Below are 16,149 nucleotides of genomic sequence, written 5' to 3'. Positions count from 1 at the left end.
GAATAAGCCGAGTGCGATAATGCCTAAAGTGTTAATGGTTAAAAACATACTGGCCTGCATACGGCTACCCACCGCAAGGCCGATAAAAATGGTTATCATATTAATAAGCGGGCCGGCCATTGTGTCGGTTAGGCGTTTTACCACGCCGCTCATGGCACAAAGGTTACCAAACATCAGCGCACCAATCAGCGGGGCCGCCGCCGGGAAAAAGAGCGCGGTAAGAATAATCACGATGATAGGAAATAAGATTTTTTCCAGCTGACTTACCTCACGCAGCTGCGCCATCTTAATGCGGCGCTGGGCTTTGGTGGTTAAGGCGCGCATAATGGGCGGCTGAATGATGGGCAGCAGCCCCATATAACTGTAGGCGGCAATGGCCACCGCACCGAGCAGTTCGGGGGCAAGGCGGGTGGTGGTGAAGATGGTGGTAGGGCCATCGCTGCTGCCGATAATGGCGATAGAGGCGGCATCACCCAAGCTAAAGTTAATAAAGGGCAGAGTGGCGCTAAGCACGAGGGCCAATATCATTGCCCCAAAGATACCGATTTGCGCCGCCGCTCCTAAGAGCAGCATTTTGGGATTGGCGATAAGCGGGCCAAAATCTATCATCGCTCCCACGCCAAAAAAGATAAGCAGCGGGAAGAGGCCAGCCTCTAGCCCCAGCTGATAAAATTGGCCGATAAAACCGCCGTAAACGGTTTGTATCACCCCTTCGCTATCAACAAAGCTATGGCTTACCGCTCCCATTAAGGGTTCTACCCCTAAAATGTTGGCAAAAATGGCCCCTATCCCGATAGGTAAAAGTAACAAAGGTTCATATTGTTTTTTAATGGCTAGGTACACTAAACCCAGTCCCACCGCTATCATTAAAAGGTGCGCCGGCCCGCTTTCGGCAAAGTTGCCGCCCCAGCGGGTAAATTGGGCAAAGCCGGTGGTGGCCAACACCTCTTGTACTACTTCTATAAAGGTCATAGATTCTCCTTATTTTATAGTAAGTAAAGCTTGGCCGGCTTTTACTTGCTCGCCTTGTGTAATCTTTAAGGCGGTAACTACCCCAGTAGCCTTTGCTTTAATGGGATTCTCCATCTTCATGGCCTCCAGCACCAGTAGGGTGTCGCCGGCCTGCACGCTGTCGCCTTCGGCCACATTTAACTTTAAAATGATACCGGGCATAGGAGCCGTAATAGTTGAAAGTTGAGAGCTGAAAGCTGAAAGCTGGGAGCTAGTAGTTTGTGTTTCACCCACTGTATAGCTATAGCTTTGGCCATTTATGAGCGCTTTACCACCCTCTAGCTTAACCTGATAAGCTTTACCGTTAAGATTGATGGTAACTTCATTGCTCTTATTTACTTTAGGTTGCTGGGCTACTTCGGGTTTAGCCTCAACCTTGCGTACATTCACTTGCCCTTTACCCTCCAAAAAGAGGTAGCCTTTCTCCTCGCAGCTGGCCCCGATAAAGAGGTTTTCATTGGTTACCGGCAGGCCGCGCCTTTCCAGCTCGGCTTTAATGGCGCTTAAGGCCAGCTTAGGATTAGCGTCGTTGATTTTTAGAGCCGGCTCGCTGGTGGGCTGTAGGTTGAGTTGCTCACTAGCTATCTTAATAACCTCCGCGTCGGGCTGGGTTGGTGTTTTACCAAAGTAGCCCAGTACCATTTGGCCGTAGCCTTCGGCAATTTTTTGCCAAGCGCCAAACATGACGTTGTTAAAGGCTTGCTGAAAGTAAAACTGCGATACCGGCGTTACCGATGTCCCAAAGCCGCCCTTACGCACCACTTCGCCCATAGCCATTGTTATTTCATCAAATTTATCCATCAGGCCATTGTCGCGTAACATTTGGGTGTTGGCCGTGAGTGCGCCGCCGGGTAAGGGACTAAAAGGCACGATGGGCAGTACCTCTTTGGCTTCCGGCGGCACAAAGTAGCTGCTCATCGCTTTGCTAAAATTCTCTTCTAACTTGACAATCTTAAGCGGGTCGATGTCGAGCGAGTAGGGCATACCGCGCAAGGCATGCCACATACTTAAGAGGTCGGGCTGGCAACTGCCGCCGGAGACTGGGGCTAAAGATAAATCGACCTGATTTGCTCCAGCCTCAATCGCCGCTAAATATTGAGCGATACAGGTACCGGCCGTATCGTGGCTATGAAAAACAATATGAATTTGCTCACCCAAAATTCTACGAGCACGTTTAATGGTTTCGTACACCGTATGCGGTGTAGAAGTACCGCTAGCGTCCTTAAAGGCTATGCCGGTAAAGGGGAGGCCGCTATCGAGAATGGCTCGAAGACGGTTTTCGTAAAAGTCGGCATCGTGTGCGCCTTCTATACCCGGCGGTAAGGCCATCATACTAATGACCACCTCGTGCTTAAGACCGGCCTCTGTGATGGCTTTGGCCGAATAGATAAGATTTTCCACATCATTTAAAGCGTCAAAGTTACGAATGGTGGTAATACCATGCTTTTTAAACATTTCGGCGTGCAGCTTTATCACTTCACTGTTTTGGCTTTTAAGGGCCACCACGTTAATGCCGCGCGCCAGCGTTTGGAGGTTGGTATTTGGTCCGGCAGCAGTGCGGAATTTGTCCATGATGTCGAAGGGGTTTTCGTTGGTGTAAAAGATGGGGCTTTGAAACATTGCCCCACCGCCGCTTTCAAAGTGGGTTATACCGGCGGCTACCGCCTCGCTTACCAGCGGCAGATAATCTTTACTAAAAATGCGCCCGCCGTAAACCGATTGAAAACCATCACGAAAGGCGGTACACATAAAATTAATTTTTTTCATTTTGTTCTTCCTTTATCTTTGATAAAGCTATGGCGATGGCCACCGCTACCTCGCTGTCATCGGCTTGCTTTGCCTTGCTTTCGCTAACTTCGCTTTGGGCCGCCTTTGGTCCGTATCTTTGCGCAAGGTACGACATTAGCCTAGTAGCGTAATAGAGTACAAACAAAAATATCGATAACCAGATGGCGGCTATACCGATGATACGGAAAGCGGCGCTTAAATCTTCTGTCATTTAAAACTCCTTTATTTTTACCACGAAAAAGTACATAACCCCAAATAAAACAACTCTCTTACAATTCGTGCTATTAGTGCCATTCGTGGTTGTTCTTCTTTTCAATCACGAAAAATTAATTTGCCATACGCATTATCTCTGCTTTAGGATATGCCCCAAAGTTTATAAGCAAACCTAATTTTAAATTAGTTACTTTTAAATAATTTAACAGTTGCGCTTGATGTTCAGGTAAAAGTTCTTTAACCGCTTTTATTTCTATTATTATTTTATTATTATAACAGATAAAGTCGGGTATATACTTTTGTACTAATTTTTCTCCTTTATATAAAAGTGTTAATGGATATTGAGCTTGAAAGGGAATATGTCGTATTTTAAACTCTTTTTCAAGGCATTCTTGGTATACAGCCTCTAAAAAACCGTTTCCCATCTCATTATGTACTTCAAAGATGGCCCCTTGGATTAAAAAACATTCATTTTTAAACAAAATATCACTCAATTATGTAACCCCTTTTTAATCACAAAAAATTCCTCTACCACGAATGACACGAACCACACAAATCCATTCGTGCTATTCGTGTGGTTCGTGGTTAATCTCCTCTCTTTAGTTAGGTACAGATAGTAACTTAGCCTTACCGCTCTCTAACTCCCGCAAAAATTCGTTCATCGCACTAGCCACGCCCTTAATAGTTTCCACATCGGGTAAAAAGACCAACCTAAAGTGGTCATGGATAGGGTAGGCAAAGCTGGTGCCGTGTGTAATGAGCACCTTTTTGGCAAGTAACAAGCTGTAAACAAAATCTTTATCACTTTTAATACCAAAGCGGGCAATATCTACTTTAGGGAACATATAAAAGGCGGCTTTGGCCTTAACCACATTTATCCCATCGATGGCGTTAAAGGCGGCATAGGCGGCATCACGGCGTAGGCAAAATTCACCGCCGGGGGCTATTAAGGCGGCCGGACTGTTGGCTTCATCTGTTACGGCACTTTGCATGGCAAATTGGGCCATGACGTTGCTGCATAGGCGCATACCGGTAAGTAAGGTTACCGCCGCTATCCAATCTTTTATTACCTCTTTATCACCACTAAAGGTCATCCAGCCGCCGCGGTAACCGCAGGCGCGCCAGCTTTTACTAATACCATTAAAGGTTACAATGGGCAAGTCATCGGCAAGGCTGCCGGTACTGATATGTTTAGCTTCGTCATAGACAACCTCGCTGTAAATTTCATCGGAAAAAACCACCAAATTGTGCTTGCGGCAAAGCTCGAGGATTTGCAGCAGCACCTCTTTGCCGTACAAAGCGCCGGTGGGGTTGTTAGGGTTAATAATGACGATGGCTTTGGTGCGCTCGTTAATTTTGGCCTCAATATCGGCCAGCGAAGGTTGCCACTCGTTGGCTTCATCGCACAAATAATGAATAGGGTTGCCGCCGGCCATAATGGTGCAGCCGTTCCAAACGGGGTAGTCGGGGGCTGGGACTAGCACCTCATCGCCGGGATTGATGAGCGATTTTAAGGCAATATCAATCAGCTCGCTGTCGCCGTTACCCAAGTAAACATCGTTAGCGGTAACACCGTTAACACCATGCTTTACATGCCAAGCGGCGATGGCTTCGCGGGCGCTTTTAAGACCACGTGCCTCGCTATAAGCGGCGGCGGCAGGTAGGTTTTTAACCATAAAACCTACCATATTTGGCGGCGGCATAATACCAAAGGGTGAAACATTGCCAATATTTAGCTTTAAAATTTTTTGCCCTTCGGCCTCCAGCTTAGCGGCGGCTTCGGCGATGGGGCCGCGCATATCGTAAGTTACGCGTTTTACTTTATCGGCACGGGTGATAGGTTGTTTAGTCATTTTATACCTCGTTTAGTTTAGTTATGCAATGTAATATTTTAATTACTCATATTGTATAACGATTATAGTCGATTGTCAAATGAAAAGTTAGATAATTTATTTTACAAATAAAAGATATAAAAAACATCTCGAGATATTCTCTTTGCTAAATTAGATTCAGAAAATATTACACACCGACCCTTTAACAAAACCGAAGGGAACTTGGCAAAATGCTATCTTTATGCTAAAATAGGGTTATAAAAACGGTAACTACAGAGGTAAGCTATGTTAGGTTTTATTGGTGTGGGGGCAATGGGCGGCGCTATTGTAGAAGGTTTGCTAAGGGTCGGTTACAATCAAAACCAGTTCATCTTTTTGTACGATTTTAACCCGCAAAAGTTACAGCTTTTTAACAAAAAAAATATCGTTATAACCACTTCGGCCCAAGAGGTGCTAAACCGATGCGATACCATTATCATCGCTGTAAAACCTCACGATGTAGGGCCTTTGCTAAAAGATTTAGCGCCGCTTTTAGCCGGTAAATGCGTGGTATCGCTGGCAGCCGGCTTAAGCCTAACGCAGCTGGCAAATTTTGACGCTAAACTCGCCGATATAGCTTTTATACGCTTAATGCCCAACCTTAATGCCGGTGTGGGCGGTTCGGTAACGGCCATTTGTAAAAATAACCAAGTAACCGAAGCGCAATTTGACAAAGTTATTAAATTAATAGAAAAAGTAGGCAGCGTGCATTTAATACCGGAAGATAAATTTGGTGTTTTTACCGGTATCGCCGGCAGTGCGCCGGCTTTTGTCTACCTTTTTATGGATAGTTTAGCGCGAGCCGCCTTAAAAAATGGCCTGCCTAAAGATTTGGCCTTACAAATAGTGGCCAATATGACGGCCGGCAGCGCTAAGATGGCGCTGGAACAACTAGAGGTTGATGGGTTACAGCCTTGGCCGCTTATCGATAAGGTGTGTTCGCCGGGCGGGACTACCATTGCCGGCATAACTAAGTTAGAAGAGTTGGGTTTTGCTTACGCTGCTATAGCGGCGGTAGAAGCCGTAATAAGCCGTGAGCAGTTAATAACTAAGAATTAAAAGTTAATAAATTTTTTTTAATTCTTAATTTAAAAGGAGTTTTTATGCATAAACTTGATACGGCTTTAGTAGAAGAAGCTATGCAAAGAGGCGAGTTTAACCGCCTAATTACTAATAGTCAACCTACGGTAGCTATTGTTTTAAGCCAAAGCTGGTGCCCGGAGTGGCATAATATGCATGCTTATTTAAGTAAAATGCCAAGTGATAATATTTACTACTTTTTATATGACGAAAGTGAAATTTTTAACGATTTTCAAAAATTTAAAGAAACAACTTTTGCCAATAGTGTTATCCCTTATGTTAGGTTTTATAAAAATGGTAATTTTGTGGGCGATAGCAATTATCTTTCAGTCGGCGAGTTTAAGGAGCGGTTAAAGTAACAATGAAAAAGCTTTTAATAATTAGTTTTTTATGGGTCGCTTCGTTGCGTGCGCAAAGCCCGCTGCAACTGCCGCAGGGGCACGAGAGTTTTGAAGGGCTCTTTCAGCATGGGGTAAATTTATATTACAGCGGTAATAGTAACGGGGCTATCGAGGTGTACCGTACTATTATCCAGCTGGCTCCAAATTTTGAAGCGGCTTACCTCGAGCTGGCCGCCCTGTACAATGAGCAGGGGCGCGGCCACGAGGCGCAAGCTTTGTACCGCGAGCTTTATAATATTAATAATAATTTTTCGCATAGAAGGCTGTTGTTTATTCAGTCGGTTTTGGTGCACGATTTTGCTACGGCCCGCTCCTTGTGGCAAACACGCGGAGCCGATGACTGGGTATGGTTTTTTTACGGCTTAATGCTGCGTGATGAAGGCCGTTACCGCGAGGCCATTTCGGCCTTTGACCGGGCGTTAGCCCTTAACAGCCAACTGCCGGCGGCTCATTACTTTAAAGGGTTAATTCATAACGAGCTACAACAATATGCTTTGGCCGTAACGGCCTTTACGACGGCTTTAAGGTTAGATGCTAACTTTACGGGGGCGCTTTATCCTTTAGCGGTAGCTTACGAAGGACAAGGACGGCCGCAAATGGCCATTAACACCTTAGTGCGTGCCCGTAATACTTTAGCCGAAGATAGGCGTTTGCAGCAAAATATTAACCGCCTTGTGCAGGCCTACCCACCCGATATGGCGGCTCAGCAGGCGCAAAGGTTAGCGCGTAAAGAGCACGCTAACCCGCCGCTGATGACGGTGTTTCCGCCGGAAGTTAGCACCATCAATGTAAGAGTAGGGGTGGTAGAAAATAGCAACGGCTTAAGTTTAAAGGCCGGCGGCGATTATACTTTGCGTGATGGTACCCGCAGCTTTAACGGCAATGCCGGCGATATTTTATTTGTGCGCCGCAGCCGTAACATTATAACGGTGAGCGATGTAAACGACCGTACGTTGTTTAGCGGCCGTGCCAACGCCAATATCAGCTTTAGCTACAACGATGAACGTTATACCACCGCCGTGTTTGATATTATTAACGCCAGCGGCCAGTTTTTTACCGCCAGTGTCGACCGTAATTACAGAGGGGCTTTCGAGTTTATCAATCGGCCCAATGGGATAACTTTAGTTAATATTGTAGGGTTAGAGGAATATCTTTACTCCGTTGTGCCCAGCGAAATGCCGGCCAGCTGGCCGCTGGAAAGCCTTAAGGCGCAGGCTGTAGCGGCCCGTACTTATGCGCTTTCGGTTATGCAGCTGGGCAATTTTCGGGCTCGTGGGTTCGATTTACTCGGTACGGTGGCTAGTCAAGCTTATACCGGTGTAAACGGCGAACATATTAATACCACCAGAGCGGTAAACGAAACCTTTGGCCAAATCCTCTTTGATAGCGAGGCTAACACCTTTTTGCGCGCCTACTACAGCGCCAACAATGCCGGCTATACCGAAGTAGAAACGATAGTGTGGACGGGGCGCGGCACCGTAGGCCGCCATGTAGCGGTAGCCGATTTACATTTAGAAACACGCGATAACTTTATGCCGCTGCACCAATTACATAGCTGGATAGAAAGCAGGCCGCTTACTCATAGCAGCTGGCCGGGTTTTCATCACGCCGCCAGCTACCGCAGTGTAGTGTTTACCCGGGCCGAAGAGGTGGCTTTACGGGTGGCCCGCAACAATAATGCCGGCGTGGGGGATATTACCGGGTTATCGATTAACCGGCGCGGTGTTTCGGGCCGGGTGGTGAATGTGGAGGCCTTAGGCACAAACCGTAATGTAACTATTACCAGCAGTGATGCCATACGCAGCCGCGTGGGCGGCCTGCGCACCAATTTGTTTACCACCAACATTAAATTTGATGCCGACGGCAACCCCGAATATTTTATTTATTACCAAGCCGGCTGGGGGCACGGTGTAGGCATGGACCAATCGGGCGCTGCCGGTATGGCTGCCGATAACTTTAATTATAGGCAAATTTTAGAGCATTATTATCCTAACGGCACGGTGCAAAGGCATAATTAAGATATTGTTTTGTATGATTTATTTAATTATGTTAATGATTGAAAATTGTTGACAAATGATAGATTGAAAGTTAAACTAATAGATAGATTAATTTTGACGGTATGCAGAAAAAAACAAGTTTATTAGCCGTATTATTTGGAAGTTTTAATTTAGATAACATTCATAGTATAGTTATAAAGTTACAACAAGAAGTTTTGCGAGGTTATAATTTTTTCCCCACTATTGGGCAAAATATTACATCAGTTGTAGGAGGCAATCAGCCTTTACAACAAATAGTAGAGCCATTAATAGAATTTGTTTCAACTCCTGAACAAATAAATATTCGTATTACTAGAGCGCGAATTGATATTATTAAAACATCTCAAATTATTGATGATACTGAATTTTTAAATGTCGTACGTGATATTCAAAAAAAATTGTTAAGTTATTTTGAGGTTAAGGGGGCGAGAATCGCTTATGTGGTAAATTTTTCTGAAGATAATGCTTTAAGAGTAGAAGCTATAAAAGATAAGGTTATGGCAGGTTATTTTTATAAAGCCAAAGAGGTGTTTGAATGGAATGCCAGAAGTGGAGTTGAAGAGATATTTCAAATTAATAATAATGAAGAAAAAATAAATGTTATAACAAGCTTGGACTATAACCCTAATGCTATGAAGATAGTGGGAGGTAAACTTTCCCCTGAATTTAATAACTCGTTGATGTGTAGCTTGGACATAAATACCAACCCTAATAATACTCAAAAAAGAATAGACGCTAACTTTATTGATGAATTTTATACAAAAGTTATAGAGTTAGTTAAAGAGATTGAGGAAAAATATTCATGCTAAACGATAATATAATAAATGAACCTATTGGAGTGAATTTTGATCAAGAAACAATCTCTGGCAGAGAGGGGTTTAATTTAGTTAAGAATAATATTGTGCCAGAATCCTATAACTTATCGACTATTTCTAGTATAATTTTGCCTCGATACATAGATAACTATAATGAAAGTATTAACCTTGTTGATATTCTAGCAAGTAATTTGAAGATAGAGTACCATGATTTATTTTTGAATGTTATTAAGAGGGAAGAGTTAGAAGATGGCTTTGTAGCTAAATCGGAATTAGTATATCAAGAGATTGTATTGAAGTATGGTTATGTATTATCTGTTGATTTTATTAATGATATTTGTATGTGGGGGTGGCAAAATAATGATATAAAAGTGCTTTTATCGGTATTAAAAATAATAGCTAATATCACAAGTGAATATGAAATAGAAAAGTTTATCCATATTGCTATGTATTTATTTGGCCATAAGAATCTAGAAATTGCTGATAGTGCCATATTTTGTTTTGAAAAATGGGGCCGTAAAAAAGATGCTGAACTTTTAAAAAAATTTAGAGAACCGAAAGAAGATTGGTTAAAGGATTATTTTCATAAAACTATAGCTTATTTAGAGAATTTGTAATGTGTTATTATGTGAGAAAAATTAGTAAAGCAAAATGGAGTTCTATAGAGTCTCTCGAAAAGTTGAGTAATATTAATGATTTAAGTGCTGATGAGTCTCTCGAAAAGTTGAGTAATATTAATGATTTAAGTGCTGATGAGTCTCTCGAAAAGTTGAGTAATATTAATGATTTAAGTGCTGACTTTTTAGGGAGTTGTTTAAGGACATCTTCAGGTAGTATATCACTATGGAAAATTGATAATACAGATGATGAGCTTGATAAAGCAATTGTAGCTATTTGTGCAGAAGGAAATCAATTTAGTAAAGTTGATGTAATATTGTTAAGTGAAAAAGAATTATCTACAACTGAAGGTTTGTTATCAAAGAAGCCTGAAGGGATAACAGAGTTTAAAGATAGTCATTTTGAATTAAGTAACCTAAATTATAGAAAAATAGGCAAATTAGCAGAGATTGTTTTTGCTAATATCAATAATCAAGATAGATGCAGGAGAGTGATGGAAGCAGATGTAAGAAAGCTATTTAAGAAAAAAATAGATGGTAATAAATTGAAGTTACCACCAAATCATATATTACTAGAAAAGCTAAATTATATTAAGGGTGATTATTGTAATAAATGTGGGAAGAGATTGGAGTAGTATATTATATCGGAAAAAAATTAATATCTACATACCAAAAGCGTCCAAACCACAAGGTACTTTCATAAATGGCCGCATAAACCCAATCGGCGGCTAAAGTAAGTTGCGGCAAAAACCAAGCGGCCGGTAAAATAACCAATATTAAAGATAGTAACAGTAAGGCCGTTAATAACAAAGCTGTGGTTAAAGTAGCCACAATAGAGATAGGGTAAAAAGTGCCGAAAACATATAAAGCGTAAGGGGCGGTAAAACTTTGGGCCGCCATAGTTAAGGCAAAGCTGGCGCTTACAAATTTAAATTTATAGTTAAATAAGTTACTTAGTAAGCTATTGATTGGCCTGTAAAGCAAAAATATACCAACCATCGCTAAAAAACTTAACCTAAACGACACCGTATAAAAAGCGGCGCTATCGGCTAAACAAAGTACGATAAAAGCTAGGCCGAGTAAATCGAAGGGGCGGAAGTTGTGCTTGGCCAAAAAGAAGATAGCGGCGACTATAGCCATAATAACGGCCCGTGCCAACGAATATTGAAAGCCGCTTAAAAGCAAATAAGTTATAAAAATAGGCAGCGATACAACAATAATAGCCGTTTTAGGTAAAAAGCGTAAAATTAAAAATAAAAACCCGCTTAACAAAGCCAAATGGTAACCCGATAAAGCCATTAAATGGGCCGTGCCGCTTTGCCTAAAGCTGCTTACTAAGAGCGGCGATAAATAATTACGGTTGCCGGTTACCACCGCCGTTACTAAGCCGGCGGCTTTGCCCAAACGGGCCTGAAAGTGGGTGATAAGGCTGGCTTGGGCGGCGGCCCGTCTGGCGGAGGGTTCGCCGGTAAAACTTTGCTGCTCAATCTTGTCGGCCACGATGTAAGGGCCAAAGTTGCCTAGGCGTAGTCTTCCTGTGGTGTAAAAAATTTCGCCCCTATTAAGATAATCCTCTAAATAGACGGTAACAAAGCCGTTACTTTGGCTGCTTATAAATTGACTATGGCTGGTTAATAATTGGGCCGTTAGGCGGTAGCTATTATCACTTTGGCGGGCGGCATCTTCTTGCGCTTGCAGTAAAAAGGAGGTGGGCTCGGCCAGCTGCCCGGTATAAAATAATGTTTTAGTAAGATAGTCATAGTTACTTATATAACCCAGTAAGCTGCCTAAAGCTAAACTCACCATAGTTAAAGCCCATAAGTTTTTACGTTTAAATAAATATAATCCGCTTAAAAGAGAGCTTATCAATAAGGGAATAGCTAGAATGGGTACAAATAAAGTTAGCAGCATAGCTAGGGCAATGATAGTAAAGCCCCAGTTGGGTTTAATAGCTGTTAGAGGGGGCGCCATACACTATAAAAACTGGCGGCTAAGTTGCCGTCGGCTTTAAGTAGCTGGTGTTTAAAACTCTTACTATCCTTAAAGAGCTCTTCGTGGCCGGCAAAGGGGCTGTAAGGCAGGGTTACTTCTTCGCACAACGAAGTTACCGCTTCGCCGTAAACCAGCTCGTTTTTAAAGTTAGTCTCTATAACTAAAGGCCGCATTCCTTCAATTTCGTTTAAAGGAATGGCCTCGTACGCCCATAACCAATAGTGAGTGTTGTTGACATGCCCGTTACTGTCAATATAACCGCGTAAGATGGGTAAAACTTTAGCCGTGCCTTTAATAAGGTGGTTATCAAATTTACTAAACGGTTCGTGAAAATCGGCCGGCTGCGAGTTGTAGGCTTTAATCAACTCTTCGCTGGTCGGTTTAGGGCGGCGGGCTAGGGTATCCATATAAACCCAGCGGGTTTTGCGTCTAGCCAGTAAGGTGTGATTATGGTCAAAAAAAGTGGTTTCACGTCCGGCTTGCAAGCGCGAACTATTAATGCCGGTGCTCCAAGTGGTTACGCTGCCGCTTTGGTTATAAGCCGGCGAGTTAATAATAAAAAGTAAACTATTTAACAAAAACCACGCTTCGTGCTTAGCGATTAAAGTTTGAAAGCCAAAGCCAATGCTTTCACTTTGTTTAATGGTACTTTCTTCGGCGTAACGTAATAAAGCGCTTACGGTGGCTTTGCCGCTGCCGTCCATATCGTTATAGGCTACTTGGTAGTTATAGTTAAACTTTCCCATAATTTTATTATATAAGCTAAGTTAAAAATAATCAAGCAGTTTTTATAATTAAGAATTAATAATTAAAAATTAAGAAGCGGCGCATAGCGAATAAAGAATAAGTAAAAATTAATAATTAAAACTTTTGTCTTTAAATTATTAATTTTTACTTGTTAGTTCTTAATTATTTAGGTGTTGTCAAATCAACCGTTACCAAGCTGGCCGGTCTGTTTATAATATTTGCTTCGGTTAAGTTGCTGTTATGGAGAAAAAGGGTGGTTAGGGCTGTACCCTGTAAATCTAATATAATAGGAAGGGGGTCCTCCACATCGATATTACGTAAATCTAAAGTAATTAACACGGAGTTATTGTCTACGGCAAAGTTAGTTAAATTAGACAAGTTACTGACATCTAGGCTGGTAAGTTGGGTACCCGTTATCATAAAATTAACTAAATTGGTAAGGTTGCTTAAATTTATAGTTGTTATAGGTACGTTTTCTATAACAAGCGCCATTAATCCCGTTAAGTATTCTATCCCGCTTACATTACTTGGCGCTGCGCCGTTTACTTCGGCAGTTATAACAAAGCCGGCATCTCTAAAGGCCAAAGCAGCAGAACTACCAAAACCCTCTATCCATAATACGGCATCATTAATCGCCGCTAAAGCCGCAATTAAATTTTGCCCGGTTAAGTCGGCCCTATTTCCTAGCCGTAAAGTCACCAGCTGGCGTAAACTTTCATCGGGGAAAATACTCTCTAAAGTAACGGACGCTGGTGGGTCATCGCCGCCGTTTCCTTTGGGGTTACAGGCGGTAAGGGCAATAACAGCTAGTAATAGCAGCACCATAGTGTTAATTAATGTGTTATGTTTCACAATAATATTCTTTTGTTGTTATAAGTATAAGAGCGAAATTTAATTTTGTCAATGTTATAACGCAAATAACTTCTTTTAATTATTAATTACGCATTTTTTTTGGTATGATTTTAAGAATATTTATTTTATGTATAAATTTTGTTATTAATTGTTTGGTTACATTTTGGTTAAAAAATAAAAAATCGTTATTTATATTTTTGGTAAAATATGCTATAATATAAGTAAGAAATAAATTACTAAAGGAGATTTTATCTATGAAAACATTAATTATTTTTGGCCACTCTAACTGGGCCGAATCGCGGGTAAGCGCCAACTGGCTTAAAGAATTTACCGCCGACGGCAGTTTTACCATTCATAAACTTAGCGAGCAATTAGTAAATGGCCGCTACAATATAGAGGCCGAACGTAAAATAGTAGAGGCTCACGACCGTATTGTGATGGTGTTTCCGGTTATTTGGTTTGGTGCACCGGCCATCGTACAGCAATGGTTAGAAGAAGTATTTTTATACGGTTGGGCTTATAGCGCCGATTATGGCCCCGCAGCCTTAAAAGGTAAAGATTTTGTTTTGGCTCTTACTGCCGGCGGAGCCGCCGAAGGGTACCGCATTGCCGGTATGGGCCGCAATAGTTATCCGTTAGAATCTTACTATATTAATTGGCAAGCCACCGCCAGTATGACAGGTATGAACTTTCACCCTATGTATTGCCTTTATGCTACTATGACTAAACAGCCGGCCGATTTTACAGCGGCAGCCCAAAAGTTAATCGGCTATCTAAAAGCCGACCACTTACCACCTGTTGGCGCTTTGTAAGGTGATTGTTTTTTAAGTAAAAATGTGCTATCTTACTATAAAGGAGCAAATAATGACCAAACAATTTGATTTTTATAAATGTAAAAAATGTGGTAACGTCATCGAGGTTATCGAGGGGCACGATGGTATCGTTAGCTGCTGCGGCGAGCCGATGAGCTTGTGCGCCGAAAACACTAGCGATGGCGCTAAAGAAAAGCACGTACCGGTTATCGAGCAAACCGCCGAAGGTTATGTGGTAAAGGTAGGCAGCGTGCCGCACCCTATGACGGCCGAGCACTACATCGAGTTTATCGAGTTATGGGTTGACGGCAACCGTTACGTCAAATACCTTAAGCCCGGCGACGTAGCCGAGTACGAATTTTATGTAAAACCCGGCAAGCAAGTACATGCCCGCGAGTACTGTAATTTGCATGGCTTATGGAAGGCCGATAGATAGCCACTTGTGGCTTTTAGGCGGTGCTTCATTTAAATCCCCTTTACTAACAAAGGGGATTTGTGTTATTTTAAAGATATTAAGGAGACATTTATGAAGATAAATAACGAACTTGAAAAAATGTTAAACGACCAGCTGCATGGCGAGTTAGAGAGTGCTTATTTGTACCATATTATGGCTAATTGGGCTAGCCAACATAATTATAAGGGCCTAGAGCAATGGTTGTTGCTGCAATCTAAAGAAGAATTTAGCCATAGCGAAAAAATAAAAAATTACCTTTATACGCGTGATAATAAAGTGAAATTTGCTCCAATCAATATTATAGCTGATGACTGGAAAAGTTTTAAAGATATTTTAGAGGCCGGTTTAACCCAAGAGCAAAAAGTTACGGCCAGTATTGCCAATATCCATAAAAAAGCTACCGAGCTAGGTGATGCCGGTGTGGCGCTTTTAATGAATTGGTTTGTTGATGAGCAAGAAGAAGAGGAAGAAACCCTGCGCGATTTACTCGGTTTATTTGAGGCTTTTGGCGAAAGCGGCTGCACCTTTTATCAGGTAGATAAAAAAATGGGCAAACGGGAAAATTAGGTAATAGATAATAACTAACAGGTAATAATTAAGGAAGCAGATTTTTTAAGTTATTAGTTATTAACTGCTACTTGTTATCTAAATAACGAGGTGTTAAAAAATAATTCTATCTCATCACCGGCTAAGTTACGGCCGGTGAGTACATCAAAGGTTTGGCCATTGTTCTCTAACACACGGTGGCTGTGTACTCTAATCCCTAATTGGTTAGCTACCCAATAACCTTCACGTATATTAATGACGGTAATAGCTTCTGCTTGGCTTAAAGCTGTGCCGTTACTTAATAAGCTGCGCATAAGGCCTTGTCCTACAAAGTTAAAAAAGGCGGCATTACTGCTGGTTGGTCCCTCTAGCCGGCTATAAATATAAACAGCGTAATCGGCAAAATCGAGCAAAGCAAACCAAAGGTAAAAGTTATCTCTAATTAATTGTAAAGCCCCGTTCCAATCACCGCTATCAATATAACCGGCAAAAGCTGGGCGCACATCTATATAGTTATTGGCTAAACTGCTGGCGGCATAAGCTAAACGCAGTTGGGTAAAATCGATGGTCCGGCCGCCGGCTGCTTCGTCTACCATTGTTAAATAAAAACGGTCTTCGGCCGAAATATCGGCCGGTAACACCCCCAACTGGGCCTTTAAGACCAGTGGAGCTGCTAAGAGTAAAATGAATAAGTAAAGCTTCATTTGGCTTCCTTAAGTTTTAGGCTCCGTCTGCGGTGTCATCGGTAGTATTTACTGTAGTATTGCCGGCGGCGGCGGCGTTTTGGTTAGCAGCGGGTTGTTCGGCCGGCTGTAACCTTACACTGCCGCGAGCCGGGCGCGGTGCCACCGGTGCCGGGTGCGGGCCGCGCGAGTAGGTAACCTCTTGCCAAAAGGCGCTGGTTAAAGCATTGG

The 16,149-nt window shown here is 42.4% G+C and carries 19 protein-coding genes; 9 read left to right on the top strand and 10 right to left on the bottom strand.

The window, feature by feature from the left end; all coding sequences use genetic code 11:
• The 5 genes from FWE37_05670 to FWE37_05650 form a co-directional block, all read right to left on the bottom strand.
• The coding region (locus FWE37_05670) for a sodium ion-translocating decarboxylase subunit beta (GenBank protein ID MCL2520473.1) at positions 1–972 on the bottom strand (972 nt) is incomplete at its 3' end.
• A gap of 9 nt (positions 973–981) precedes the next feature.
• Positions 982–2,778 carry a biotin/lipoyl-binding protein gene (locus FWE37_05665; GenBank protein ID MCL2520472.1) on the bottom strand — a complete coding sequence of 599 codons (1,797 nt, stop codon included), beginning with the start codon at positions 2,776–2,778 and terminating at the stop codon, positions 982–984.
• Positions 2,765–3,010: an OadG family protein gene (locus FWE37_05660; GenBank protein MCL2520471.1), complete on the bottom strand. Its 246-nt coding sequence runs from the start codon at positions 3,008–3,010 to the stop codon at positions 2,765–2,767. The genes FWE37_05665 and FWE37_05660 overlap by 14 nt, the downstream gene beginning before the upstream one ends.
• Positions 3,011–3,125: 115 nt before the next feature.
• Positions 3,126–3,506, bottom strand: a complete 381-nt coding sequence (locus tag FWE37_05655) for a GxxExxY protein (protein MCL2520470.1) — start codon at positions 3,504–3,506, stop codon at positions 3,126–3,128.
• A gap of 105 nt (positions 3,507–3,611) precedes the next feature.
• Complete coding sequence (locus FWE37_05650; protein MCL2520469.1) at positions 3,612–4,865, bottom strand: aminotransferase class I/II-fold pyridoxal phosphate-dependent enzyme; 1,254 nt, start codon at positions 4,863–4,865, stop codon at positions 3,612–3,614.
• A gap of 264 nt (positions 4,866–5,129) precedes the next feature.
• On the opposite strand from FWE37_05650, the gene proC reads away from it, so the two are divergent.
• The 6 genes from proC (at position 5,130) to FWE37_05620 (ending at position 10,467) form a co-directional block, all read left to right on the top strand.
• Positions 5,130–5,942 carry a pyrroline-5-carboxylate reductase gene (gene proC, locus FWE37_05645; GenBank protein ID MCL2520468.1) on the top strand — a complete coding sequence of 271 codons (813 nt, stop codon included), beginning with the start codon at positions 5,130–5,132 and terminating at the stop codon, positions 5,940–5,942.
• Positions 5,943–5,986: 44 nt separating this feature from the next.
• Complete coding sequence (locus FWE37_05640) at positions 5,987–6,322, top strand: hypothetical protein (GenBank protein ID MCL2520467.1); 336 nt, start codon at positions 5,987–5,989, stop codon at positions 6,320–6,322.
• Positions 6,323–6,324: 2 nt separating this feature from the next.
• Entirely contained in the window at positions 6,325–8,382 is a 2,058-nt protein-coding gene (locus tag FWE37_05635) for a SpoIID/LytB domain-containing protein (GenBank protein ID MCL2520466.1), read from the top strand.
• 101 nt (positions 8,383–8,483) lie between these two features.
• Positions 8,484–9,209, top strand: a complete 726-nt coding sequence (locus FWE37_05630; protein MCL2520465.1) for a hypothetical protein — start codon at positions 8,484–8,486, stop codon at positions 9,207–9,209.
• Positions 9,203–9,832 carry a hypothetical protein gene (locus FWE37_05625; protein ID MCL2520464.1) on the top strand — a complete coding sequence of 210 codons (630 nt, stop codon included), beginning with the start codon at positions 9,203–9,205 and terminating at the stop codon, positions 9,830–9,832. The genes FWE37_05630 and FWE37_05625 overlap by 7 nt, the downstream gene beginning before the upstream one ends.
• 11 nt (positions 9,833–9,843) lie before the next feature.
• Positions 9,844–10,467: a hypothetical protein gene (locus tag FWE37_05620; protein MCL2520463.1), complete on the top strand. Its 624-nt coding sequence runs from the start codon at positions 9,844–9,846 to the stop codon at positions 10,465–10,467.
• Positions 10,468–10,471: 4 nt separating this feature from the next.
• On the opposite strand, the gene FWE37_05615 is transcribed toward FWE37_05620, so the two are convergent.
• The 3 genes from FWE37_05615 to FWE37_05605 form a co-directional block, all read right to left on the bottom strand.
• Positions 10,472–11,803 (bottom strand): ComEC/Rec2 family competence protein, encoded by a 1,332-nt coding sequence (locus FWE37_05615; protein ID MCL2520462.1) that lies wholly within the window; start codon positions 11,801–11,803, stop codon positions 10,472–10,474.
• On the bottom strand, positions 11,788–12,570 hold the full coding sequence (locus tag FWE37_05610) for a thioesterase (GenBank protein MCL2520461.1): 783 nt from the start codon (positions 12,568–12,570) through the stop codon (positions 11,788–11,790). The genes FWE37_05615 and FWE37_05610 overlap by 16 nt, the downstream gene beginning before the upstream one ends.
• Positions 12,571–12,733: 163 nt before the next feature.
• Positions 12,734–13,423: a hypothetical protein gene (locus FWE37_05605; GenBank protein MCL2520460.1), complete on the bottom strand. Its 690-nt coding sequence runs from the start codon at positions 13,421–13,423 to the stop codon at positions 12,734–12,736.
• Positions 13,424–13,677: 254 nt separating this feature from the next.
• Here FWE37_05605 and FWE37_05600 point away from each other — a divergent pair, with 254 nt between their 5' ends.
• The 3 genes from FWE37_05600 to FWE37_05590 all read left to right on the top strand — a co-directional run bounded on the left by FWE37_05600 (position 13,678) and on the right by FWE37_05590 (position 15,256).
• On the top strand, positions 13,678–14,235 hold the full coding sequence (locus FWE37_05600) for an NAD(P)H-dependent oxidoreductase (protein MCL2520459.1): 558 nt from the start codon (positions 13,678–13,680) through the stop codon (positions 14,233–14,235).
• A gap of 52 nt (positions 14,236–14,287) precedes the next feature.
• Positions 14,288–14,671, top strand: a complete 384-nt coding sequence (locus FWE37_05595) for a desulfoferrodoxin (protein ID MCL2520458.1) — start codon at positions 14,288–14,290, stop codon at positions 14,669–14,671.
• 90 nt (positions 14,672–14,761) lie between these two features.
• The gene (locus tag FWE37_05590; GenBank protein MCL2520457.1) at positions 14,762–15,256 is read left to right on the top strand and encodes a hypothetical protein; all 495 of its coding nucleotides are present in this window, start codon (positions 14,762–14,764) and stop codon (positions 15,254–15,256) included.
• 74 nt (positions 15,257–15,330) lie between these two features.
• On the opposite strand, the gene FWE37_05585 is transcribed toward FWE37_05590, so the two are convergent.
• Complete coding sequence (locus tag FWE37_05585; protein MCL2520456.1) at positions 15,331–15,939, bottom strand: hypothetical protein; 609 nt, start codon at positions 15,937–15,939, stop codon at positions 15,331–15,333.
• A gap of 16 nt (positions 15,940–15,955) precedes the next feature.
• On the bottom strand, positions 15,956–16,149 hold a 194-nt coding region (locus tag FWE37_05580; protein MCL2520455.1), incomplete at its 5' end, for a hypothetical protein.

The sequence above is a fragment of the Spirochaetaceae bacterium genome (genome assembly GCA_009784515.1).
Lineage (GTDB): Bacteria > Spirochaetota > Spirochaetia > WRBN01 > WRBN01 > WRBN01.
This window is presented reverse-complemented; position numbering and strand designations above follow the sequence as displayed.